Source organism: Cohnella sp. SGD-V74 (assembly GCF_003001675.1).
Classification (GTDB): domain Bacteria; phylum Bacillota; class Bacilli; order Paenibacillales; family Paenibacillaceae; genus Cohnella.
The window spans coordinates 248,499-273,288 of sequence record NZ_PVYW01000011.1 but is presented as its reverse complement, the minus strand read 5'-3'; the positions used below and the strand labels follow the sequence as shown (position 1 = coordinate 273,288).

Here is a 24,790-nt window from a genome sequence, read left to right as displayed (position 1 = left end):
GCGTCATCGCAAAAAGCACCAGTAAATCAGCTCGTAGGCCAGCGCGGACATCGTCATGGCGATCGGAATCGTGATGATCCAGGAGATGACGATGCGAAGCGCCGTATCCCATTTGACCGCGGAGAAACGCTTCGCGCTGCCTACGCCGAGAATGGACGAGGTAATGACGTGCGTCGTGCTGACCGGAAAATGGATCCACGTCGCGCCGAAGATGACGCCGGCCGAACTCAGATCCGCGGTGAACCCGTTGATCGGTTCGATTTTGAATATTTTCGTTCCCAATGTGCGGATGATCTTCATTCCTCCCGCCGAGGTTCCGAGCGCGATCGCCGTCGCCGCCGCCAGCTTCACCCACAGCGGCACCTCCAGATCGTCCTGAAGCCCGGCGGATACGAGGGCGAAGGTGATGATTCCCATGCCTTTCTGCGCGTCGTTCGTTCCGTGCGTGAACGACTGAAGCGCTCCGGTCGCGATCTGCGTGACCCGGAAGCGCTTATTCAGCTTGTGCGGATTGCCCCCTGCGAAAATAAGCTTCATCGCCTGCATGAGCGCGTAGCCGATGCCGAAGGCAAGAAAAGGAGACACGATCAAACCCTTGATTATGCCGGCGAAGCCTCCCGCGTTGATGGCGCCGAACCCTTCCGACGCGATGACCGCTCCGGCCAATCCTCCAATCAGAGCGTGGGAGGAGGACGACGGAATGCCGAATTTCCACGTGATCAAATTCCAGACGATGGCGCCGAGCAGAGCGGCCATGACGACTTGCTGGCCGTACTGGAGCCGCGACGGGTCCGCCACGCTGCCGCCGATTGTCTTGGCCACGCCCGTGAAGCTGAGCGCGCCGACGAAATTCATGCAGGAGGCCATGACGATCGCGATTCGCGGTCTGAGCGCCCGCGTGGACACCAGCGTTGCGATCGCGTTGGCCGTGTCGTGGAAGCCGTTAATAAAATCGAATGCGAGCGTCAAAGCGACGACGATAGTCATCGTAATGTAAACGGTTGTCATGCTACATAGATTTCCATGCGGCATGTTCGGGTATACGGGCTCCCGGCGAGCGGGGGACGGAAAATTGCGCGCGCGAGGCAATTCTTCTATAATGAACCCATATCCGGAGAGAGGGGAGGATGATGGGAATGGCAATCAAAGATTGTCGGACTGGCCGAACTCATGCAAAGCCCGATACGGAGGCGATACTTTGCATGGGGCGTTTTTCGATTCATCCTATCGCCTGTACGCAAGCATAAGCTCGTTTCCGTCATTCGGCTTTGCACCTGATTTGTGACCAATACAAATAAGGGGCTGAGTCCAAATGTGCGAAACTTTTATTGCCAATCATCAATTTAATGCCATTAATAAACAAGCGGAAGCGGTGCTGAACGCCGTGCGTTACGCGTCCGACCGCAAAGTCGTCGAATCGGTCAAGGCGAACGCGGAAGCCGAAGTGTCGGCGATGTTCCCGCAAGCGACGACGGAGCAAGCGGCACTGCTCGGAGACATCGTCAACGTCCGGACGGCTGAAGATTACACGCGTTACGCCCGTTCCCTGGAGCCGTTCCTGACCGAGTTTCCTCGAATGTCCAAGGAGCAGATCGCGAAGCTGTTTCCGAAAAACAAGAAGCTGAAGCTGCCCGATCTGGCCGCGATCGACTATCGGTTCGTTACGTATTTGAGCTGGCTCGACGTCGCGACGAACAAGCTGTTCATGGTGTATCCGCTGGACGGGAAGCTGGTGGGCGTCGAAGGCCGATACTCGCCGATGAACAAGAAGAACTATTGCTTTATTTGCCGCAAGTACGACGAGCTCGCGCTCTTCTCGGCGATTACGAAGAAGAGGCCGGCGAACAGCTCGCCCGATTACTACAAGGCAGTAGGCAACTACTTGTGCATCAACGGCCATGAGTGCAACCGGAGCATGACCGACACGGCGGCGCTCGAAAGCTTCATCCGCTCGGTGCTCGATTAAGGGTTTAATGACGACGGCAGCCCGATTGTTGGACTGCCGTTTGACGTTCGCATATGGAAAAACGAAAGGAGCGGGAACGATTATTGAATTTTGTTTACATAATTATTATTATGTAAACTATCCATTGAACTTGAAGAAGGAGCTGTCTCGTAAGCAGGGGGCAAGGTATGACTCTGTTTATGGATGTGACAGCTCCTTTTCGTTGTAACTGGAATGCGTCTCCTAATCCGATCATATCTTGAAAATACGACTTCTTGTCCGATTTCAATAAGGTTAGGGGGCTTGGCGTTGTGGATCATATCGCCATCAGGGGCATCGGCACGGCCGTTCCGCCCTATCGTCTAGAGCAGGAGGACGCTTCACGGCGATTAAAGGAAGCTTTGCAGGATCGGCCGACGGACGCAAGGTGGGTTCAGCGGATATTCTCCCATTGCGGGGTGGACAGCCGCTACACCTGCGAGCCCAACTTGCTGGAGCCTGCATCCGTCTGCCGCTATATCCCCGCGTCCCCGGAAACTCGCATTCCCGCGACCGAGGAACGGATGACGCTCTACCGGGAAGCGTCTGTTCCGCTCGCGGAACAGGCCGCCAGAAGGGCGCTCACCGACAGCGGGGTGCGCCCCGGCGACATGACTCATCTTATCGTCGCCAGCTGCACGGGCATGTTCCTTCCCGGTCTGGACGCGGAGCTGGTCGGACGGCTTGACTTGAGAGCGGACGTGAAGCGCACGCCGCTCACGTTCCTCGGCTGCGCGGCGGGACTGACCGCCTTGCGGCTTGCATCGGACATCGTCCGCGGCGAACCGGCGTCCCGGGTGCTCGTCGTCGCTGCGGAGCTGTGCACGCTGCACATTCAGCCTTCGTTCGAGCGAGAGGAACTGTTCACCGCCTCGTTCTTCGGAGACGGCGCGTCGGCCTGCGTCGTCGCAGCGGATGGGGCGGAGCAAGGGGGCGCGCTGATGCTGCACGAAGCGCGGGCGGCGGCGATTCCGAACACCGCGGATCGCATGCAGTGGACGATCGGCAACTACGGCTTCCGGCTCCGGCTCTCTCCGGAAATTCCGGCGCTGATCGCAGGCGAGATTCCCGAAGCGATCCGGACGTTCTGGCCGGATGAGAAGCTGCCGGAGCTGTGGGCGATCCACCCGGGCGGAAGAGGCATCATCGATGCTCTGGCGTCGGCGTTCCGGCTGGCGGACGAACAGACGGAGGCGAGCCGGTCCGTGCTCCGCGAGTACGGCAATATGTCTTCGGCTACCATTCTGTTCGTGCTGGATCGGTTGAGAGAGAAGCTGCGGCGGACGAACGACGGGGCGAAGCGCGGCATCGCCTTGGCGTTCGGACCGGGAATGACCGCGGAAATGCTTCGCTTCTCGTACCGCCCATGATCGGGGAACGGGGACTCAAGAGACGTTCACCGAAGCCCGAGCTGATGGACGACTTCTCCTCGGGAGGAGAGCCGCTTGGCGAAGCGCTGCGGCACTTGCGCAGGCTGAATCGGCTGTTCGGAGCCGGAGGTCCGATTATTTATGGCATTAATCACTTGTGGGAAAAATCCGGAAGGCCCGGATCGCTGACCGTGCTGGACGTCGGCTCCGGCTCCGGGGACATCAACCGCCAGGTTCTGAAATGGGCGAATCGGCGCGGCGTGAGCTTGACCGTCATGCTGGCCGACGTCACGGAGGAAGCGGAACGGGAAGCGGCCCGCCTGTTCTCCCAGGAGGCGCGGGTGAGCTTTATTCGCAAGGATCTGTTCGAGCTGGCGGACGGGGCGGCCGACATCGTGACCGCTTCGCAATTCGTGCATCATTTCTCCAAGGAGCGACTCCCGGACGTCGTGAAAAGAATGCGGTCGGTTTCGCAGCTCGGGGTCGTCGTCGGCGACATTCACCGCCACTGGATTCCGTGGACGGCGGTATGGCTGGCGACGCGACTGCTGTCGCGCAATCGTTATATCCGGCACGACGGCCCTCTGTCCGTGGCGAAGGGATTTCGCGGCACAGACATTCGCGAGCTTGCGGAACAGCTCGGGACCGACGATTTGACGTACCGCTGGAGACCGCTGTTTCGCTATGCCGTGATCGTACCCAAACGACGGGAGGCCGGACGTCATGAAGACGGAGTTTGACGCCGTGGTGATCGGCGCGGGCATAGCCGGAAGCGCAGCGGCCTATGCGCTGGCCAAGCGGGGATGGGATGTCGCTCTGGTCGACAAGGACAAGTTTCCGCGCCATAAGGCGTGCGGGGAGTTTCTGTCCCCGGAGGCGCTCGGGACGTTAAGGGCGCTGGAGCTGGACCGGTCGATCGCCTCTCTGGAGCCGGCGACGCTCAAGACGGTGCGCCTTCATGCGGAGCGCGGCGGCGTATCGCTGGAAATCCCGCTTCCGGGACCGGCCCTGGGACTGAGCCGCCGGACGCTGGATGCCGTCCTGCAGCAGTCGGCCCGGGACGAAGGCGCCAGCGTCTACACGGGGGCGACGGTTGCCGAAATATCCCGCGCGGCAGCGGGCGGCCATCTCGTCGCGCTCTCGGTCAAAGAAGGAGGCGCGCTGCTGCGGGCGCGCACCGTCATCGCGGCATGGGGACGGCATCCGCTTCGCACCTACGAGCCTGCCAATCGGGAGGCGCCTGCCGGCGCGACGTATATGGGCATCAAATCCCATTACGCCTCACCCGACTCGGATGAAGCGGTCGATCTTTATTTTTTCCAGGACGGCTATGTCGGCATTGCTCCGATCGAAGGCGGACGGCTGAACGTGGCGGCGATCGTCGCTCCTTCCGCATACCGCCGGCTTGGCGCGGCCGGAGCGCTGACGGGCATATTGGAAAGGGCTTCAGAGCGCATCCCCGTCCTGCGAAGAAGATTGCAAGGGGCATATCCGGTGCCGGGAACGCAGGCTGCCGCCGCTCCGGTCCGAACGCGCGCGAAGCCGCGCGGCTGGAACGGAATTCCGTGCGTGGGGGACGCGGTGGCGGCGATCCCGCCTTTCTGCGGGGACGGGATGGCGATGGCGCTGCGCTCCGCGGAGCTGTGCACGCCGCTCGCCGACGCTTATCTGCATGGCGAGATCGCTTACGAGCGGTGGGAAGAGACGTATACGAGCCAAATTCGCAAGCAGTTCGCGGCTCCGCTCAGATGGGGCGGCTGGATGGAGCGGGTGCTGACCCGTCCGGCGCTTGCGGGATGGCTGCTGCGAGCGGGCGCGATGATGCCCGCGGCGGCGGAGAGGCTTGTCCGGGCGACGAGATTGCGGCATTAGCCGAGGGGAGAATGGCGGATGAACAGGCGGGTCGCGATTACGGGAATAGGCTGCGTCACCCCGATCGGGAACGACGCGGCGGAGACTTGGCGCAACGCGGCGAACGGCGTCGCGGGCATTCGGCGGCTGAACGACGAGCGGACGGACGGGTTGCCGGTGAAGCTGGCCGCCATCGCCAGCGAGTTCGATCCTCTGCGGACGATGGAGGCCAAGGAGGCGAGAAGGGCGGACCGCTTCGCGCAGCTGGCGATCGCCGCAGCGGACGAAGCGGTGCGGGACAGCCGGCTGACGGTGGGAGACAACGCGGACCCGCTGCGCACGGGCGTCTGGGTCGGCAGCGGAGTCGGCGGGATTATGACGTTCGAAGCGGGAATGGCGGATGCGCTGCGCCACGGGTACGATCGTGTATCCCCGTTCGCGCTTCCGATGTTCCTGCCCAATATGGCGGCCAGCCGGGTGGCGATCCGATTCGGAGCGAGGGGGATTACGGCGTGCACGGCGACCGCCTGCGCTTCGGGCTCGCAGTCGATCGGCGAGGCGTTCCGGGCGATCCGCCGAGGAGAAGCCGACGCCATGATTGCCGGAGGTGCGGAAGCTCCCGTCTGCCGAATCGGGCTAGCTTCGTTCGCGGCGATGCGCGCGCTGTCGACGCAAACCGATCCTGCGCAAGGTAGCCGCCCGTTCGACAAGCGGCGCGACGGGTTCGTCATGGGCGAAGGGGCGGGCATGCTCGTGCTGGAGGCATGGGAGCACGCGAAGGCGCGCAGGGCGCGCATCTACGCCGAGCTGCTCGGATACGGCTCCGGAGGCGAAGGCCATCACATCGCGGCGCCGCGCGCGGACGGAAGCGATTGGGCCAGGACGATCGGCCTCGCGCTGGAGGATGCCGGACTGTCGTGCGGCAGCATCGGCTACATTAACGCCCACGGGACAAGCACGCCGCTGAACGATGCGGCGGAGACGCGCGCGATCAAAGCGGCGTTCGGCTCCCGTGCCTACGACGTCTCCGTGAGCTCGACCAAGTCGATGACCGGACATCTGCTCGGAGCTTCGGGCGCGGTAGAGGCGATCTTGTCCGTGCTGGCGCTAAGGGACGGGATCGTTCCTCCGACCGTCAACTACCGGGAGCCGGACGGGGAGTTGGATCTGGACTATACGCCCAATGCGGCCAGACCTAGGCGCCTGGCCACCGCGATGTCCAATACGTTCGCGTTCGGCGGCCACAACGCCGTGCTCGTGTTCGGCAGATGATACCGCGCCGGCTAACGAACCTGGCGATCCGCCGCCGCTTCGGGATGATCGGCTTCTGGTTCGCTCTGACCGCATGCTTCGCGCCGCTGGCCGTCCGATTGCCCGGCGCGCTCGGCGATCACGGCGTGGAGACGAACGGGTAGTACGCCGAGGTTCGGGAGCTGCTGGCCAAGGAGCTGAAGCTGCCGGAAGAACCGGTGCTCGTGCTGTTCCATAATCCGCACGGCTTGCCGGCGTCAAGCTTCCGGCAGTATATCTCGGACGCGATGAACCGACTAAGCCGAATCGGAGGAACGGCCGTCGCGGCATCTCCGCTCGCAAAGCCGGATATGCTGCACGGACAATACGCCTATGCGGCGCTTGCCGTTCTTCCCGGTTCGCAGGACGACAAGCGGCTCGCGCTGGAACGCATACGCGGCGCGATCGAGGACGACGGCGAATTCCAGGCGTCGCTGACGGGCAAGCCCGTCGTGCAGCAGGACGTCAACCGCTTAAGCCGAGCGGATCTGCAAGCGGCGGAAACGATCGGCGTGCCGGTCGCGTTCGCGCTGCTCGCCGTCGCCTTGGGAGGACTGCTGCCCGCCGTCATCCCGATCGCCGCGGGAGGCATGACCGTCCTTCTCTCCATGGGCATCCTCTATTTGATCGGCACGTACGGAGGCGTCAACTTATCCGTATTCGTATACAACGTGGTGCCGATGGTCGGGATGGCCGTATGCATCGATTTCGCGCTGCTGATGGTCGGCCGATTCCGCGAAGAGCGTCGAAGCCGGGGCGCGGACGAGGCGCTGCGAATAACGATGACTACCTCCGGAAGAGCGGTGTCGGTGTCCGCCGCATGCGTCGCGCTTGCGCTGATCGGCACTCTGTACATCCGCATGCCCATTTTCAACACGGTCGCACTGGCGACGCTTGTCGTCCTCGCGGTATCGATGCTGATCAACCTCACCTTCGTTCCGGCGCTGCTGTACGCGCTTCGCGGCCGTCTAGCCCCCGGTCCGAGAACCGAGCGTGCCGGCAAGCCTTGGCGAGCGTTCGCCAAGGCGGTACTGAGGCGACCGGTGGTTTCGGCTGCCCTGGCGGCAGGCGTTCTGCTCGTCTGCATGGCGCCGATCCGCGGGCTGGAAGTCGGCGTGCCCGGTCCGCAGTCGCTGCCCCCGAACCAGGAATCGCGGGCCGCCGCCGAGTCGGTCGCGCTTCATTTTCAACCTCAGTCGACGTCTCGGGTGTGGATTGCCGTGAAGGAAGCGTCCGGAAGCCGTCAGGCGATCGAAAGCCTCCGTCTGGATCTGCTGCAGGACCCCAGCGTCCTGCGGGCGGAAACCGCGGAAAGCTTGGCGGGAGAAAAGGGACATCGCTGGATTTCGGTCTGGCTCAGAGGCGCGGAATCGTCGAGAGAGGCGATGGACTGGGTGAGGGAGCGGGAACGCCAGTATGCCGGCCTGGACGTGCTGATCGGCGGCGAGCCGAAATACCATCAAGAGGTGCGCGACGAGGTGTTCGGCCGAATGAAGGACGTGCTGCTGTTCATCGTCGTATCCAATCTGCTCGTGCTGGCAGTGGCTTTCCGTTCCGTGATTATTCCCGTAAAGGCGATCGCGATGAACCTGGCTTCGATAGCCGCGTCCTTCGGCTTGCTGACGTGGCTGTTCCAGGAGGGCCGCTTCGGCCTTGAGGCGACGGAGATCGCGATTATGATTCCGGTGTTTATTTTCGGTCTGACGTTCGGGATCAGCATGGATTACGGCATTTTCCTGCTGTCCAGAATTTACGAGAGCTACGGGGAGACGCGGGACAACGAGCTTGCGATCCGGGAAGGAATGGCCGCGTCGGGCAAAATCATTACGTCTGCGGCGGCGATCATGATCGCGGTGACGGCTCCGTTCGCCCTGGCCGGCGTGTCGGGAGTGAAGCAGCTCGGAATCGGCATTGCGGCGGCGTTGTTCCTGGACGCGACGATCGTGCGGATGGTGCTCGTGCCGGCGTTGATGAAATGTTTCGGAAAATGGAATTGGTGGCTGCCTTTTGCGAGAAGCTAATCCGGAGATTCCTGCATTTGTTCGGAATTTACTCGGATCAGCAAAGGAGCCCAATCGATGAACCAGCTTCCTCAATTTCCGCAATCGTACTGGACGTCGTCCGTCCGTCTGCCGGAATTTCCGCCGTTAACGAACGAGACGGAGGCCGATGTCGTGATCGTCGGCGCCGGAATTACGGGAATTACGGCCGCCTATTTGCTGTCCCGGGCGGGCAAGAAGACCGTTCTGCTCGAAGCGGGACGCATTCTGAACGGAACGACCGGGCATACGACGGCGAAAATTACCGCTCAGCACGACTTGATCTACGACGAGTTGATCAGCCATTTCGGCGAGGACAAGGCGCGGCTGTACTACGAGGCCAATCTCGACGCGATGAATTTCATGCGGGACACGATCGCGCGGGAGGGCATCGACTGCGACTTGGCGAACGAAGGCGCCTATATCTATACGGACTCCGATCTGAGGGTCGAAAATTTGGAGAACGAGCTGCGCGCCTACGAGAAGCTGGGCATTCCCGGAGAGCTGACGGACCGCATCGCGCTGCCTCTCGAGATCCGGGCGGCTTTGCTGATGCCGGAGCAGGCGAGATTCCACCCGCTCTCTTATTTAATGGCATTAATAAACAAGGCAAGGGAAGCGGGGACACGAATCTACGAGCAGACGACGGCGACGAAGGCGGAGGACGGCGATTCCCCGGTCGTGATCACGGAAGCGGGAGCTCGCATTCGCTGCGAGCACGTCATCTGCGCCTCGCACTTCCCGTTCCCGGATTGGAAAGGATTTTATTTCGCCCGCATGCACGCGGAGCGCTCCTACGTGCTGGGAGTCAAAATCGAGGAGCAGTACGGCGGCGGCATGTACTTGAACGCCGACGCTCCGAAGCGCTCGATCCGGATCGCGGGCGAAGAAGGCGAGCCGCTCGTGCTGATCGGCGGCGAAGGGCACAAAGCCGGACAGAGCTCCTGCACGATCCGTCATTACGATGCGCTGAAGGCGTTCGCCGATTCGCTGTATCGCGTGAAGGAGATCGCCTACCGCTGGTCGGCCCAGGATCTCGTCACGCTGGACAAGATGCCTTATATCGGGAAGATCACCCCAGGATCGGACCGTATTTTCGTCGCGACGGGGTATCGCAAATGGGGGATGACGACCGGCACCGCCGCCGCCCGGCTGCTCGCCAATCTCGTGCTCGGCAACGACGACCGGTACCGGGAGCTGTTCGATCCGTCACGTCTGCACGCGGACCCGGACATCAAGAGTTTCTTTACGGACAATCTCGATGTGGCCAAGCAGCTGATTGCCGGCAAAACCGATATCGTGTACCGCACGCCGGGCAGTCTGATTCCGGGCGAAGGCGCAACCGTGCGCGTCAACGGCAAGCGGGCGGGCGCTTATCGCGACCCGAAGGGGGATCTGCATGTCGTGGATACGACTTGCACGCATATGGGCTGCGAGACGAATTGGAACGACGGCGACCTGACCTGGGATTGTCCATGCCACGGGTCGAGGTTTTCGTATACGGGCGAAGTGATCGAGGGACCGGCGAAGGAGCCTCTGGCGAAGCTGGAAGTATCGGAAGCCCCCGAACGGGAGGGAGCTGTTACTTGACGAATTTGGATTCGCCGCTCTGGATTCCGGTGTTCGTCAGCTTGGCTTTGACTTCAATATGGAAATCGCCGTCCGCGAAGCGGTTCGGCCACTCCGGTTTCCATTGCCGCCACAGGCGGTGATGATGGCGGGAGAGACGTTCGCCGACGCCGATGACGTCGGCTTTCTGACGTTGCAGCAGCAGTAAAGCCTCTTGGAGCCGCCGTCCGACCTCCCGGGAAACTTCCGTCGTGAACTCGGTTATTTCTTCGTTGGTGACCACTCTGCGGCAGCTTAATTCTCCGATCGAACCTTCCAGCTTGACGAGAATTCCGAGCGCAAGATCGTTCCCTGTGACGACGGGATCGATTGTGGCATCGGCTTTGCGGATTTCGAAAGAGTCCGCCAATCCCTTCTGCCGCCCTCCGTTGTCGCAAGGCAGTTCGACGACCCCTCCCTGAAACTTGTTCATCAGAATAATGACGTAAGGCGTAGTCTCGGGAGGGATGAACCCGGTCATGGTGCCTTTGGCGAAGTCGATCACAGCCAAGCCGTGGGCGGAGGCCAGCTTCCGCTGCTCCTTAACGAGACGGAAATAGGGAACGACGGCGAACGGAACCTCCTCCTTGGAGCGAATGTCCAAATCCGTCAGCGTCACCTCCAGCGTTTTGCCCGAATACGAGGACGACTTGTGCTCGATTTCCTTGAACTGCTGTCCCATCGTCGTTTCGATAAACGGCGGAATAAGCAGGTAGCGGCTCGCCGCTCCTTTGGCGATCACGACCGAAATATTGCCCCGCGGTTCGTGATCGCGCGTGAAGAAGTCGAGAATCTGCCCGATGTTTCTCGTCTTGGCGGTTTCCTCGCCGATCATAAGCGATCTCATGTGGCTGAGCTGCAGCTTCCTGCCGAGTTCGTTCGTGGCGTCCCGGATCGCCCCCAGCAGGGAGCGGTTCTCCGTCATGATCGCGATGTACGACTTCTCGCTCTCCGGGACGGCGGCGTCCGCCGCATTCATCCCTCCGGGCTTATAGATTTGCGCGGTGAGTCGGTACTGCCCCCGGTCGGACAAATCGATGGCCGCGGCCTGCACGAAAGCGCGGTCGGTCAGTTCCATGTTGCTCCAGCACCCGCTCAAGACGAGTGCGGCGGCAATCGCGGACAGTAACGCAACGAGCGGTTTCATTTCGCGGGATCTCCTTCGCTTCGGAATTCGCCGCGGCGATGCCGGAGCAACCGCCGGTTGCGCGGGGAGCGCAGGAAAACCTTCAACGGCGCCCTCACGAACAGATCCCGCATCGTTCTGGGCTTGAACGGAGCCAGGGACGACAAATACGGCTGGCCCAGCGTGTGCAGCCTGGTCAAGTGCAGCAGCGTAAGCAACGATACGATCATGATGCCGAATCCTCCGAGCAGCCCCGCGGCGACCATTAGCGGAAAACGCACGATCCGCAGCGCGATGCCCATCTCGTAATGCGGGATGGCGAACGAAGCGATCCCGGTCAGCGCGACCACGATGACCATGATCGGCGAGGCGATCTGAGCCGTAATCGCGGCTTGGCCGATCACAAGCGCCCCGACGATGCTGACGGCCGAGCCGACAGGACGGGGAAGGCGTATGCCGGCTTCCCGCAGCAGTTCGAAGGAGATTTCCATCACGAGCGCTTCGAAGAAAGCGGGGAAAGGAATGCCTTCCCGCGTGTCCAGAATCGCGAGCAGAAGGACGGTGGGAATAAGCTCGGGATGAAAAGTGGACAAAGCGACGTAAGCGCTGGGCAAAGTCAGCGCGATGATGAAAGCGAGCAGCCGAAGAAGACGGATAAGCGAGGAGATGACGGTTCTCCCGTAATAATCTTCGCTCGTGTTGAAGAAGTCGACGAACACGGCAGGGCAGATCAGAATCATCGGCGAGTTGCTCACCAGCACGAGAATTTTGCCTTCGAGCAGCGCGGCCGCGGCGGTATCGGTTCGCTCCGTATAGCGGTATTGCGGAAAGGGAGAATAGGAATCGTCTTCGATCCAATCTTCAACGTACGAAGTTTCCGGAACTTCGTATCGATCGATGCCTTGGATACGTTCAAGAAACGCTTCCAGCACATTCGGGTTCACCGCATGCTCCAGGTACGCATACGCGATCGTCGTCTGCAATTCGATTCCCGCGACGATATACCGGATGTTGAGACGGGGGGATTTGACCCGCTGTCGGATCATGCCGAGGTTTCCCCGCAAGTTCTCGATTGTGCCTTCCCGCGGCCCTTGGACGCTCGGTTCGCTAATCGATTCCGTGACCTGCCGTTGGGGCACGTTCTTCGCCGGAAAGCTGAGCGCATGGTCCCACTCGTCGAAGAAGAGGACGACGTCGCCGTCCAGTATTTTGCCGATAGCCTGATCCATCTTGTCCAGAAGAGAGAAGGGCTGCAGAGAGACGCCGCCGCGCCCGAAGAAATCTCGAACCTGCTCGGGCGTGACGGTCTCCGCTCGGCCAAGCTCGTGATTGACCAAGTCTTGAAGCGTTGTTTTCATGTAATGGTTGGAAAATTCGTCGACGAGGGTGTGGCAGTAAGCGGAAAAAGCGGCATGCTCCTGCCCGGGGCCGTAACCCCAGTGATCGACGACGATATCGTCGCTGCCGGATAGCGCGGCGCGCATTCGTTCGAGATTGTCCGCCAACGCCGCAGAAATCGATTCGCCGTGGTCGTGGCAACCGTCACGGTTCATTTTGTCGCACCTCTTCCTTTTACGGAACGTCCCGGCCTTATCGGTTTGAACAGCGTGACGATCGCAAGCAACGCGACGTATCCGCCCCCGACCGCCATGACGGTGAATGGCCAGATCTCGTACACCTGTTCGACGAAGGTCGCCGGGCTATCGAACATTGTGAGAGACAGCATTAAGCAAACCAGCGAGACCGGATAGACGAGCACTCGGTCGTCGTCCAGGCGAAACAGCTCCGCCAGCACCCGGTTGAAAATAAACAGAAAAACGGAAGCTTTCATATAGGAGCCCAGGATCAGGGCGATCCCGATGACGGCTTCGATTCTCTGAAGAATTTCGGCGATCTCGATTTCGCCGGCCAGCCGATAGAGCGAGTACTTCAGCGAACCCGACGCGGGACCGAACGTGAGCAGCGTGCAGAGCGTGGACAGCATCAACATCGCTCCGGTAACCGCGAAGCCCAGATACATCTTGCTCCGCAAGTCCTTCCAGCGAGCTCGGACGAAGGGCAGGAGCATCGAGAAGAAGAACACTTCCCCGAAGGGGAAACCTGCCGCGATAAACGCGCCGTGAAAGACCGGCTTCAGTCCGTCGGGCAATAACGGAAGCAAAAACTCGGCCTGATACTGGGGAACGGCCAGCAGAATTACCGCGATCGAACAAAACAGCATCACGAAGATCAATAGAAGGAACATCCGGGCCATCACCTTGATGCCCGAGCGTACCGTCAGCGCTGCGGTCAACAGGCTGAGCGAATTGAACACGTAGACCGGCGTTTCCTTCATCATCACGGTCGTGAAAAATTCCCCGATCCCCGTGATGATAGCCGGAATCGAGAACAGAAACATGCCGAGAAGGGGAACGGCCGCCACGGACGTAAGGAAGCCCCCGATCAAGCCGCGGCTGTAGTCGATCAGGCTTCGACCCGCATGCTTGCGGTGAAGATATAAAATGCAGGTCAGAATAAGGAGACCGAAGCCGAAAGCGGGCACGAGGGAGAGCCAGGCGTCGTTGCTGGCGGCCCCCGTAAGGGGATTCGGAATGAATACGATGGCCGAGCCCGTGGAGAAGGCGATCAGCATGCAAGCCAACTGCACGGAATCGATGGCGGAGGATTCGGTTTTGATCTTGTCTTCATCCTCTCGGCTTAGGATGGCTATCAAACCTTCAATAACCGGATCAACCGTTCCGACGGCCAGCCGTAAACGGCTTTGAGCGCACCGGTCAGATTCGGCCAAGGAAGGTCGTATACGAAAATCAGCGTCAGATAGAGCGCAGCGGCCAGGCAGACCGCATAACAAATAGACTCTTTCCGCTTTAGCCTTTTCAGGCGGCGGGCGTCGCCAACGATAACAGCGGCGAAAAAAAGCAGGCTGACTGTAATTTTTTCCAACATGAACGGATGCAGCGCCCCCAAGGAACGAAATCGTCTGGTTTGGTAAAATCCGGATTAGTATTTGCTGGAAAAGGGAAAGTATGCGTTCTGATCGTCATTGTGACAGGATGGAGGTTTATATTGGTTTACATAATAATTATTATGTAATTTCTGATGGGAGAGCCGAATGGAGAGGATAGAATGTTCTTCCGCCGGATCAATCGTCAAGTCGGTGGACGGGGCGGCAAATACGGGGGCTCTCGGGCGTGATACGATCGTCATGCGGAACTCTTGTTCCGCGAACCGATTCGATTTCGATGCACGGACAAGGGGGAACCGGATATGAGCAATTGGATGGACGAGACGTACCGCAAGCTGCACCTGGACAACCATCAGCCCGACTGGATGCGCGGAGTGGCGGCGGCGCTGACGGAGGAAGAAGCGAAGAGACTGGCCGAAATGCTGAAGGATGCGGGGGTTCAGGCGGTCGAGCTGTTCGCCTACGATCACTACGGGCATACGTTCTATCCTTCGGACGTCGCCGTGACGCATCCGCATCTGGAGGGCGACTATACCGGACGAATGTCGCGGGCGCTGAAGGAAGTCGGCATCCGCACGATTTTATACATGAACGTCTTTTCGAGCGTACATATGCGCCGCCTGCACCCGGAATGGCTGCGTGTCGCCGAAGACGGCTCTCTGCCGCGCGGTGCTTGGCTGCCGCAGGAGGCGTCTCACATTTGCGTTGCTTCGGACTTTCTGGAGCGATTCTATGTGCCTCTTGTGCAGGAAGCGGTGCGCAAGCATGAACCCGACGCGATCTGGTTCGACGGAGGAAGCTGGCTGATCGAGCAGCCCTGCTATTGCGAGAGCTGTCGGAAGCTGTACCGCGAGCAGCTCGGCGAGGAGGTGCCACGAGGACCGATGCCCGAGCCGGACAAGGAGCTGGATGCGCCGGAATGGATACAGTGGCGGTTGTGGCGCAGAGGCATGATCGCGCCGTACATCGCTCGCGTGACCGCCGCGGTGAAGGAGGTCTCTCCGAATACGCTCGTCGCGGACAACAATTCGGGCAAGTATTTCATGGGCTTCCCATTGACCGAGAACGGCCGGTTCGTTCGCTGGCTGACGCCGCGCGAATTGGGCGTCGACTGGCTGTCGTGCGATCCGGTTCACTTCGGCGCGAATCACGAGATGATTTTCAGCCGTGAAGGACGTTACCAGTCGACGACGGGGTTGCCGTTCGATTACATGAACGAACGGTTTCATGGCTGGGGAGAATGGCAGATGCGTTCGCCGATTGACTGGAAGCTGGAGTTGGCCACGAATCTGGCGATCGGAGCCAAGTGCTTCTTCGCGGACAATCCATACGTCGACGGACGTCTGGAGCCGGCTGTCTATAAAGATCTGAAGGACGTCTATGCCTTCGTTCAGGAGCGGGAGACGTATTCGCGCGGCGCGCAAGCCGTGCCGGAGGTCGCCGTGCTGGCCAGCCTGCCTTCGCAGCTGCTCGGACCTACGGCTGGAGCGGAATGGGGCCGCGACGGCGAATGGGGCAGAGTGTCGAGATCGCGCACCGATCGCGTAGACGGCGCTTCGCTGCTGCTGACGGAGATGGGCATCCAGCATCTCATCTACGACGAGGCGACGCTAAGGGAGCAGCTGCACCGGCAGGCGCTTGTCATCGTCGCGGACCAGATGCTGCTGGAAGCGGAGACAGTTGCGGCGCTGGAGCGTTATGTCGCGGACGGCGGGCGGCTTATCGTGACGGGACGCTCGGGCTTATGGAGCGAGAGCGGGGAGAAACGGGACGAGGATGTGTTCGCGCCGCTGCTCGGCGTCAAGCGAACGGGCTTGCAGCCCGCGCCGATCCACTATTGGCAGGCGGAAGAGTCGTTGCGGGAGCGTATGCCGCATGGTGAAGTGAAGCTGCAGGTATGGGGGGCGGCCATGCAGTTGGAGACGGCGCCGGACGCAGCGACGCTGGCCGCGCTGATCGGGCCGAACGAGCACACGTGGCGTCCCGGCGGCGGTCGGACTCGCTCGGATTGGCGGCAGTATACGACGGTCGGCGCGGCTCCTGCGGGAGAGCTTGCGGTCGCGCCGGCGATCACGGTGCGCAATTATGGCCGGGGACGGGCCATGTACCTGAACGGCGAACCGTTCGCGCTGTACTATCTGGAAGGCCATCGCTTAACCCGGGAATGGCTGAGCGTCTGCCTCGAGGAGCTGTATCCGGCACGAGATCGGATGCTGTCGGCGCGCAAGCCGTATCACGTGGAGCTTGCCGTGCAGGAGAGGCTTGGGGACGGGAAGCGGGAGCTGTTTGTGCATGCGCTGAACTATTTCGCGCAGAAGCGCTCCGGCTATTTGATCCACAACGAGCAAATTCCGCCAATCGACGGCATCGAGCTGACGATTCGAACGGATCGCAAGCCTTCCGGCATATTTTCGGAGCCGGAAGGGACGCCACTCGAATGGACGTGGGACGGAGAGCGGGCGACGGTCAAGCTCCCGCGGCTGGAACTGCACGCGATCGTGCGGATCGTCGAGCAGGCAATGTGAGTCAAGAAAACGAACATCAGCCCGCCAAAAAAATGGATTGTGCGCGGCAAGTCAAGGCGCTATAATGCAATATCATTCTTTTTGGCGTATCGTCAACGAGAGAAAGAGGAGGAGCTGCATGAACAGCTGGACGAAGACCGACAGGGAAGGCTGGGAAGCATGGACGCGCGAAACGTCCGCATTGGCCGTTACGATCGTTCCGGCTCTCGGGTCCAAAATCGTCTCTCTGACGAACAAGGCGACCGGCCGGGAGTGGCTGTGGAGCAGCGGCAAACCGCTCGGCAACCGCGGGTACGGCTCGCCGTTCGGAGAAGGCGACGGATCGGGCTGGGACGAGATGTTCCCCGGCATCAATACCTGCGTGTATCCGGACGGGCCGTGGCAGGGGCTCGAGGTGCCGGATCACGGGGAAGTATGGTCGCTGCCTTGGCGGGCGGAGCTGGTGGGAGACGAATCGCTCAAGTGCAGCGTGGAGGGGCGGCGTTTTCCCTATGCGCTGGACAAGAGCGTCTCGTTCGCGGCGGACGACACGCTGCGCATCGACTATACGGTGACGAATCTGTCGGATTCCCCGTTCTCGTTCCTGTGGGCGGCGCATCCGCTGCTGAAAGTCGAGGAGGGCATGGCGCTGCGCGTGCCTGGCGGGTTAGGGACGATCGAGATGACGTATTCGGCCGAGGAACGGCTGGGCGGCTTCGGCACGCGGCATGCGTGGCCAATCGCGGAACCGGATGCTTCTTCTGGCGCGCCGGAGGGAGAACGGGACGGCCCGATCGATCTGAGCAGAGTCGAACCGAATGCCGGCCGCTATGCGGAAAAATACTATTTTGCGGACAAGCTGACCGAAGGCTGGGCAGAACTGCTCGACCCGGCGTCGGGAGAAGCGGTCACGTTCCGCTTCCCTGTCGAGCGCGTGCCGTACTTGGCCGTCTGGGCGAACTACGGCGGCTACGGCGGACACTACCATGTGGCGATAGAGCCCGCGACCGGAGCGATGGACGATCTCGCCTACGCGATGAACGAACGGCGCGCGGCGGTCGTCGCTCCCCGCGGACAATACCGCTGGCATCTGGAAATCTCCGTTCGCTGAGAAGGGACCGCGGCGATGAAGATGATCAAATGGCTGTTCATTAACCGAAGCATCCGGACGAAGATCGTATGGAGCAGCGTGCTGATCTCCCTGATCCCGATGCTCGTGCTGTCCTATCTATTCTACGAATCGAGCACGAAGTCGCTGGAGCGGACGATGTACCGAAGCACGAACCAGAACGCCCAGTACGTGGCCGGGTATCTGAACCAGTACTTCCGCGACTTGTCGTCGTCCGCGCTCCAGGTATACGGGTTCGCGCGCGTCATGAACCTGATGGAGCACGGCCGCACCGCGAACGATGAAGATTATTTTGCCGTGACGGATTCACTGAAAAACTACTATACGCTCGTCTCCAACAAAAACAGGGACGCCGTCATCAAGATTATGATTTTCGGCAAGGATAACCGGCTTCGGGATTACTGGTCGCGAGCGGCCAGCTATGACTCGATTCCCTTCGATGAGAGCATTCCCCATTACGGGGACATGCTCGATTTGCCGTTCCAGCAGTCGCTCTCCTTCACGTATACCGACGCGGTGCTGAATCAGGATTTCTTCGTGTTCTCCATTACGATCTACGATCCGTTCTACCGCAGCAAGGTCGGCTCGCTCGTGTTCTACATCCAGAAGAAGGAGCTGGCCAAGGTGATCGAAGCGAACAACCAGGCTCCGAACGTCGTCGTGCTCCGCAATTCGCGCGGCGAGACGTTCTACCATACGAACGACAGCTACGCCGACCTCGTTCCGACGTTCCCCGTTCCCGACGCGCAGCTGAAAAACAAGCCGAAGCTCATCCAGTTCGTGCAGCGCAGCGATCTGCTCGTCGGCACTTCCTATCTGGACAACGGCAACCTGACGCTGACGATTGTCTATCCGAACGAGGAGCTGGCGCGGCACCGCGACAATACGCTGCTGATCACCATCGGCGCTTTCGTCTTCGCCATGCTGTGCATTTCGCTGCTGTCGCTGCTCGCGCAGCAGTACATCACGCGTCCGATCAAGCAGCTCGGTCAAGCGATCAAGCGGGTGCGCCACGGGGACTTCCACGTCGCCCTGGACCAGCCGAACCGATACCGCGACGATATTTCCGAGCTGACGCGCAATTTCAACTTCATGACGGAGAAAATTCGCGAGTTGATCGAACAGGGCTATCAGATGCAGCTGAGGAACAAGGAAGCGCAGCTGCTCGCGCTGCAGATGCAGATCAATCCGCATTTCTTGTACAACACGCTGCAGACGATCGGCGGCAAGGCGGTGCTGATCGGCGACTACGATATTCCCGAGATGTGCAGGTCGCTCGGGGAGCTGTTCCGCTACAGCTTCTACGAGGGCAATACGGAATCGACGCTCGGGCAGGAGCTGGCGCATGTCGGCAATTACGTATACATTCAGCAGTTCCGGTTCGAGGATTCGCTGCAGATCGAGTTCGACGTGCCGCAGAATCTGATGGACGCGCCGATCATCCGTTTCGTCATGCAGCCGATCATCGAGAACGCCGCCGTCCATGCCCTGCGCGGACCGGACGACCGTCAGTTGCTCATCCGCGTGCAGGCTGAAGCCAGGAATGGGGAGATTGTGCTGTTGGTGCGCGACAACGGGCCGGGTATCCCGCCGGAGAAGCTGGCCGCCCTTCGCGGCGGCTTGGAAGCGAAGTCGATGGAGGTGTTCGCAGGGGTGTCGATCGGGCTGAAAAACGTGCATGAACGCATTCGTCTCGCCTACGGCGACCCGTACGGGCTGACCGTCGACAGCAAGCCGGGCGAAGGCACGGAAATACGCATCCGGATTCCATACAGAAAGCGGGGAGAGTCGCATGCTTAACGTTATGGTCGTCGACGACGAGCCTTGGGGACGCAAGTCCGTCAGCAAAATGATCGACGAGCTTGGGCTCGACGTCGAAGTCGTCGCGGAAGCCCGCAACGGGGCGGAAGCGCTGGCGCTCATCCCGATCCGCAAGCCGCACATCATCGTGACGGACATGAACATGCCGGTCATGAACGGCCGAGAATTTCTCGAGCAGCTGTATTACCGATACAACCACATTAAGGTAATCGTCATCAGCGGCCACTCGCAGTTCGAGTACATGAAGGCGGCCGTCGCGTACCAGGCGTGCGAATACGTGCTCAAGCCGGTATCGCTCGCGGATCTGAAGGGCGCGATGGTCAAGGCGATGGAGGCGAGCCGCAGCCATCTGAGCTTCGAGCAGCGGCAGCAGCTCACCAACGAGATGCACAGGGTGAGGGTGGAGACGTTCCTGCAGAACGTGACGGGACGGCGCATCGCGAACGCGGCCGATATCGTCGTCCGCTCGGCGGAGCTGCTCGCCGATCCTCCGATCGGGCGCTACCGGCTCGCCGTCTGCCTGCTGCGCCGGTTCCGCGAGCTGGCGGAGACGAAGTTCCACGGCAATGCCGATCTGCTTATGTACAGCGTGGAAAATATGATGGACGAGGTGACGCGGGACGCTTCGCTGTACGTCTACAAATCGGACGACAGGACGCGGCTCTGCCTGCTGCTGCCTGAACCGGAAGCGGGCGGCGACGCGGTCCGCCGTCTGCTGCTGCCGTTCCACGAAGCGGTATGCCGCATGCTGGAGCTTCAAGCCATCGTCGGATTAAGCGCGCCGAGAGACCGGCTCGATCAGCTCCCGGAGGCGTTCGAGGAAGCGTGCAGTCTGCTGGGCCGCCACACGCTGCAAGGGACGGAGTTTGCCGTGCAAACTGCGGAAGGGCCGGAAGGCGCGTCGGATTCCGACGCCGTCTGGGCCTCGGGCTCCGCTTCCGCTGAAGTGCTCGGAGGGTTCGACGCCAAGCTGCTGCAGCAGGCGATCGCCGCCGGTCAAGCTCCCGCCGCCCGTCGGCTGCTGGACGAATTCGCGCGCAAGGCCGAGGCCGCGCGGACGCTGACGATCGGCGGGGCGCAGAAGGAACTGCGCAAGCTGGCCGAAGCCGCCGGAAGCGAATGGCCCTCGATCGCGTCCGACCGGCCGCTGCTGTCCGATCCCCGCGGCATCGACAGCGTGACGAGCCTGAGCGCGCTGCTCGATTACGTCGCGCAGCTGTCGGTGGCCGTCGAAGCGCATATTCGCGCCAAGGCGGCGCTCTCCGCCGATCATCCGATGCGCGACATCGCGGCCTACCTGGACGAGCACTATTTCGAGGACATCGGCCTGATCGATATCGCGACCCGATATCATCTCGACCCGAGCTACTTAAGCAGACAGTTCAAGGCGGCGACGGGCGAGAACTTCATCGAATACGTGACGCGCAAGCGGATGGAGAAGGCGTGCGAGCTGCTGCGCGGATCGGAGCGCAAGATCAACGACATCTCGGAGCTGGTCGGCTACGAGAATCAGAGGTATTTCAGCCAGGTGTTCAAGAAGTTTACGGGGCAGACGCCTTCGGAATACCGGGAATCGGCGGTCTCCGAGGCAGCTCCGCAAGACGCGACGTCAAAAAATTGAACATCGCCTCCCCAATTTATTTTATTCCTGCGGCTTCGGGCGATCGGTAATATGAGCATCAGGACGAGGACGCTCGATCCGGCATATTCAGGCAAAGGGGAAATCGATATGAACAAGAAGCTGAGCTTCGGACTAAGCTTCGCTCTGATGACGGCCCTGCTGTCCGCGTGCGGCGGCGGGAACGACGGCGGCTCCGCCTCCCAGACTCCGTCGGCTTCCGGCTCGAACAGTCCGGCGACCGAGTCGGCAAGCGCGCCGGCCGCGGAACCGTCGGAACCGGTCACCATCTCTTTCATGCACTTCAAGAGCGACGTGACCGACGGCATCGCCAAAATCATCGAACAATTCGAAGCGGAGAACCCGAACATTACGGTCGACGTGCAGCCGGTCAAGTACGACGACTACGGCACGCTGCTGAAGACGAAGCTGGCCAGCGGCGACATCGTCGACGTGTTCACGCTTAACGCGGGCAGCACGACGAAGCTGTATCACGACGGCGGTTATCTGGAGGATCTGACGGACCTGGAGTTCATGAAGAACTTCGATCCGGGCGTGCTCGCGGAGCAGGCGACCGACGGCAGAAACTACATTATGCCGCTGAACGCCGGACCGATCGCCGTTTTCTACAACAAGAAAATTTTCGCCGATCTCGGTCTCGACATTCCGACGACGTACGACGCGCTCATGGAGTCGGCTCAGAAGATCAAGGACGCGGGCAAGACGCCGTTCGCGCTCGGCTGGAAGGACGGTTGGACGCTCGGCATGTGGCTGAGCCGCGACTTCCCGAGCAACACGGTGCTGATCGACGGTCAGACGGACTTCTTCGACAAGCTGGAGACCGGTCAGGCGAAGTTCGCGGACAACCCTGCGGCCCACACGGTGATCTCGCACGCGCTCGACCTGTTCAAGTTCGGCAACAAAGACCAGCTCGGCGTCGATTACAACGGAGCGGTCGACCTGTTCGCCCGCGAGGAAGCGGCGATGATGTACATGGGGACGTGGCCGCTCGCCGACATCCAGAAGAAAAATCCGGAGCTGTACGAGTCGGGCATGGGCTATTTCCCGTATCCGTTCAGCAACGATCCGAGCCTGAACAAGCTGGAGTTCAACCCGGACGCTTCGCTGGCGGTCAACAGCAATTCCGAGAACAAGGAAGCGGCGTTCAAGTTCCTCGCCTTCATGGCGAGCAAGGCCGGCGGAGACGCATGGGTCGAGAACACGAACACGCTGAGCTACGTCAAAGGCGCGTCGGCGGACATCGCTCCGGCGGTCACGGAGCTTCAACCGTATTTCGATAACGGCCATCTGTACAACTCGCAAGTGTTCATCACGACAACGATCGATTGGAACACGCAGTTCACCCAGTATGTGCAGAAAGTATTCTTCAACAAGGCGACGCCGGAGGACATCATCAAGGATCTCGACGATTGGGTAGCCAAAAACCACAAGTAATTCGAGGCTTGAAGACGCGAAGGGGCCGTCCCATATATCAGGCGACCGGATCATCGAAATAGAATAGGGGTATGTATCTTCTGTAGAGCGAAGCGCCTGCCTCATACGGTCATGAAATTACCCTGTTACGGGTTAATCCATTCTTCATTTCATGACCGTATCAGCAGCGTAGGAAGATACATACCCCGTTCCCTCCTCGATGATCTTATGTGTTGCCTATGGAATGGCCTCTTCCTGCCGGAGAGGGGAGAGGAACCGATGAAAAACTTAGGACGAACGATCCGGCGCGAGACGTGGTACATCCTGTTCCTGGTTCCGGGCGTGCTGCTGTTCGCATTCGCCGTCATCGCGCCATTCGTCGCGGGTGTGCGCTATTCGTTCACGAACTGGGACGGCGTATCCCGTAAGCTGAGTTATATCGGCTTGGACAATTACGTAAATGCTTTCCAAGACGCCGACCTGTGGACGGTTCTTGGAAATACGTTCAAATACGCGATTATTCTTACGATTCTCGTCAATGTCGTCGCCATTTTATTGGCGCTCCTTCTGGACAGCTACTTGCCGATGCGCAATCTGTTCCGCACCGTCTTTTTCTTGCCCGGCGTCATCTCGGTCGTGCTCGCGGGCTTTATCTGGAGCTACAACTACAGCCAGGGCTTCCCCAAGCTGCTTTCTTCCTTCGGACTCGACGTGACCAGCCCGCTCGGCAATCCCGACCAGGCGTTGATCGGCCTGATTATTATCGCGGTCTGGCAGGGTGTCGGCACGCCCATGATCATCTATATCGCCGGCCTGCAGAACATTCCGGTCGAACTGACGGAGAGCGCGCGCATCGACGGAGCGGGACCTTTTCGCGTCTTCCGCAGCGTGACGCTGCCTCTGCTCGGACCGTCGGTGACGATCAACATGCTGCTCGTGCTGACGGGCTCGCTCAAGGTGTTCGATCTGGTGTACGTGACGACGAACGGGGGACCGGGCTTTGCGACCGAGGTCATCTCTACGTTCATCTACAAGAACGCGTTCTCTTCGTTTAAAGCCGGTTACGGCATGGCGCTGTCGATGATCTTCTTCGTCATTCTCGTCGTCGTGACCGTCGTGCAAGTGTCGATCTTCAGGAAGCGGGAGGTGGAGGTGTAATGAAAATCACGCGCGCTCTCGTGCTGGCCGTCATATCGGTCGCCGCCGTCGTGTTCCTGTTTCCGTTGTATGTGGCTTTGTTAATGGCATTAAAGACGGCCAAACAGACGTTCGATTCGTTTTACGCGCTGCCCCCGAGCCTGAATCTGTCCAACTTCTCGCACGCCTGGGAGACGTCGGATTATCCGACCGCGTTCCTGAACAGCCTTATCGTGACAGGCCTTTCGGTCGTGCTTATTCTCGTCGTGTCCGCTCTGAGCGGCTATGCGATCGCAAGGGGCAACAAGCCGATCTACACCTTCTTCTTCATGCTCTTCCTGTCGGGGATGATGGTCCCGTTCCAGGTGACGATGCTGCCTCTGTACCAACTCGGCAAGACGTTCGATCTGCTGAACAACTACTGGGGCATCGTGGTCATCTACGGCGGCTTCGGCGTGCAGTCGGGCGTGCTGTTTTTCACCGGCTTCGTCCGCGGCGTCTCGCGGGAGATCGAGGAGGCGGCGCGGATCGACGGCTGCTCCACGCCCGGCATTTTCATCCGGATCATCATGCCTTTGCTTAAGCCGGTAACGGCGACGGTGCTCGTGCTGAACGCGCTGTATATATGGAACGACTTCCTGCTGCCGCTTCTGTATTTGCAGGAGAAGGCGTACCGGACGATTCCTCTGCAGCAATACTTCTTCTTCGGACAGTACAGCAGCGATCTGAACCTGGCCTTCGCTTATGCGGTCATGGGGCTGATTCCGATCATCGTGTTCTTCCTGTTCATGCAGCGGTTCATCGTGAAAGGCATTGCTGCCGGAGCGGTAAAAGGCTGACGAACCAGCCGTCCGGGGCGAACGGCAGCAAAAAAGCGGACATCATTTGCACAAAATATTGGATTTTTAAGAATA

General features: G+C 60.4%; 20 protein-coding genes. 15 read left to right on the top strand and 5 right to left on the bottom strand.

The window, feature by feature from the left end:
- Positions 1 to 3 precede the first annotated feature (3 nt).
- A complete protein-coding gene (locus B0G52_RS18260) occupies positions 4 to 1,008 on the bottom strand; it encodes an inorganic phosphate transporter (RefSeq protein ID WP_094046813.1) in 1,005 nt (334 codons plus the stop codon).
- A 304-nt stretch (positions 1,009 to 1,312) separates the two neighbouring features.
- Here B0G52_RS18260 and B0G52_RS18255 point away from each other — a divergent pair, with 304 nt between their 5' ends.
- The 8 genes from B0G52_RS18255 (at position 1,313) to B0G52_RS18225 (ending at position 10,124) form a co-directional block, all read left to right on the top strand.
- On the top strand, positions 1,313 to 1,966 hold the full coding sequence (locus tag B0G52_RS18255) for a FusB/FusC family EF-G-binding protein (protein ID WP_094046812.1): 654 nt from the start codon (positions 1,313 to 1,315) through the stop codon (positions 1,964 to 1,966).
- Positions 1,967 to 2,256: 290 nt separating this feature from the next.
- Entirely contained in the window at positions 2,257 to 3,354 is a 1,098-nt protein-coding gene (locus B0G52_RS18250; RefSeq protein ID WP_094046811.1) for a type III polyketide synthase, read from the top strand.
- 44 nt (positions 3,355 to 3,398) lie between these two features.
- Positions 3,399 to 4,094 (top strand): methyltransferase domain-containing protein, encoded by a 696-nt coding sequence (locus B0G52_RS18245; protein WP_233162782.1) that lies wholly within the window; start codon positions 3,399 to 3,401, stop codon positions 4,092 to 4,094.
- Positions 4,078 to 5,226: an NAD(P)/FAD-dependent oxidoreductase gene (locus B0G52_RS18240; protein WP_094046809.1), complete on the top strand. Its 1,149-nt coding sequence runs from the start codon at positions 4,078 to 4,080 to the stop codon at positions 5,224 to 5,226. The genes B0G52_RS18245 and B0G52_RS18240 overlap by 17 nt, the downstream gene beginning before the upstream one ends.
- 18 nt (positions 5,227 to 5,244) lie before the next feature.
- The gene (gene fabF / locus B0G52_RS18235; RefSeq protein WP_094046808.1) at positions 5,245 to 6,477 is read left to right on the top strand and encodes a beta-ketoacyl-ACP synthase II; all 1,233 of its coding nucleotides are present in this window, start codon (positions 5,245 to 5,247) and stop codon (positions 6,475 to 6,477) included.
- Positions 6,474 to 6,620, top strand: a complete 147-nt coding sequence (locus B0G52_RS35615) for a hypothetical protein (RefSeq protein WP_158223768.1) — start codon at positions 6,474 to 6,476, stop codon at positions 6,618 to 6,620. The genes fabF and B0G52_RS35615 overlap by 4 nt, the downstream gene beginning before the upstream one ends.
- Positions 6,621 to 6,680: 60 nt before the next feature.
- Positions 6,681 to 8,516, top strand: coding sequence for an MMPL family transporter (locus B0G52_RS18230; RefSeq protein WP_143762586.1), 1,836 nt, complete (start codon positions 6,681 to 6,683; stop codon positions 8,514 to 8,516).
- A 57-nt stretch (positions 8,517 to 8,573) separates the two neighbouring features.
- Positions 8,574 to 10,124 (top strand): FAD-dependent oxidoreductase, encoded by a 1,551-nt coding sequence (locus tag B0G52_RS18225; protein ID WP_094046806.1) that lies wholly within the window; start codon positions 8,574 to 8,576, stop codon positions 10,122 to 10,124.
- Here B0G52_RS18225 and B0G52_RS18220 read toward each other — a convergent pair.
- From B0G52_RS18220 to B0G52_RS18205, 4 genes are read right to left on the bottom strand one after another with little or no spacing between them, the layout of a single operon-like run.
- Entirely contained in the window at positions 10,117 to 11,289 is a 1,173-nt protein-coding gene (locus B0G52_RS18220; RefSeq protein ID WP_094046805.1) for a Ger(x)C family spore germination protein, read from the bottom strand. The genes B0G52_RS18225 and B0G52_RS18220 overlap by 8 nt on opposite strands.
- Entirely contained in the window at positions 11,286 to 12,821 is a 1,536-nt protein-coding gene (locus tag B0G52_RS18215; RefSeq protein WP_094046804.1) for a spore germination protein, read from the bottom strand. Before B0G52_RS18215 ends, B0G52_RS18220 begins: the two co-directional genes overlap by 4 nt.
- Positions 12,818 to 13,981 carry a GerAB/ArcD/ProY family transporter gene (locus tag B0G52_RS18210; RefSeq protein WP_094046803.1) on the bottom strand — a complete coding sequence of 388 codons (1,164 nt, stop codon included), beginning with the start codon at positions 13,979 to 13,981 and terminating at the stop codon, positions 12,818 to 12,820. Before B0G52_RS18210 ends, B0G52_RS18215 begins: the two co-directional genes overlap by 4 nt.
- The gene (locus tag B0G52_RS18205) at positions 13,978 to 14,214 is read right to left on the bottom strand and encodes a hypothetical protein (RefSeq protein WP_094046802.1); all 237 of its coding nucleotides are present in this window, start codon (positions 14,212 to 14,214) and stop codon (positions 13,978 to 13,980) included. Before B0G52_RS18205 ends, B0G52_RS18210 begins: the two co-directional genes overlap by 4 nt.
- Before the next feature lie 321 nt (positions 14,215 to 14,535).
- Between B0G52_RS18205 and B0G52_RS18200 the strand changes: the two genes are divergently transcribed.
- From B0G52_RS18200 to B0G52_RS18170, 7 genes are all read left to right on the top strand, one after another.
- Positions 14,536 to 16,758 (top strand): beta-galactosidase trimerization domain-containing protein, encoded by a 2,223-nt coding sequence (locus B0G52_RS18200; protein WP_094046801.1) that lies wholly within the window; start codon positions 14,536 to 14,538, stop codon positions 16,756 to 16,758.
- Between the two features lie 118 nt (positions 16,759 to 16,876).
- Positions 16,877 to 17,848: an aldose epimerase family protein gene (locus tag B0G52_RS18195; RefSeq protein WP_094046800.1), complete on the top strand. Its 972-nt coding sequence runs from the start codon at positions 16,877 to 16,879 to the stop codon at positions 17,846 to 17,848.
- Between the two features lie 15 nt (positions 17,849 to 17,863).
- Positions 17,864 to 19,666 (top strand): sensor histidine kinase, encoded by a 1,803-nt coding sequence (locus tag B0G52_RS18190; RefSeq protein WP_094046799.1) that lies wholly within the window; start codon positions 17,864 to 17,866, stop codon positions 19,664 to 19,666.
- Positions 19,659 to 21,308 (top strand): response regulator, encoded by a 1,650-nt coding sequence (locus tag B0G52_RS18185; RefSeq protein WP_094046798.1) that lies wholly within the window; start codon positions 19,659 to 19,661, stop codon positions 21,306 to 21,308. Before B0G52_RS18190 ends, B0G52_RS18185 begins: the two co-directional genes overlap by 8 nt.
- A 108-nt stretch (positions 21,309 to 21,416) precedes the next feature.
- A complete protein-coding gene (locus B0G52_RS18180) occupies positions 21,417 to 22,760 on the top strand; it encodes an ABC transporter substrate-binding protein (RefSeq protein ID WP_094046836.1) in 1,344 nt (447 codons plus the stop codon).
- Positions 22,761 to 23,018: 258 nt separating this feature from the next.
- Positions 23,019 to 23,897, top strand: a complete 879-nt coding sequence (locus tag B0G52_RS18175) for a carbohydrate ABC transporter permease (RefSeq protein ID WP_094046797.1) — start codon at positions 23,019 to 23,021, stop codon at positions 23,895 to 23,897.
- The gene (locus B0G52_RS18170) at positions 23,897 to 24,715 is read left to right on the top strand and encodes a carbohydrate ABC transporter permease (protein WP_094046796.1); all 819 of its coding nucleotides are present in this window, start codon (positions 23,897 to 23,899) and stop codon (positions 24,713 to 24,715) included. The genes B0G52_RS18175 and B0G52_RS18170 overlap by 1 nt, the downstream gene beginning before the upstream one ends.
- Positions 24,716 to 24,790 lie beyond the last annotated feature (75 nt).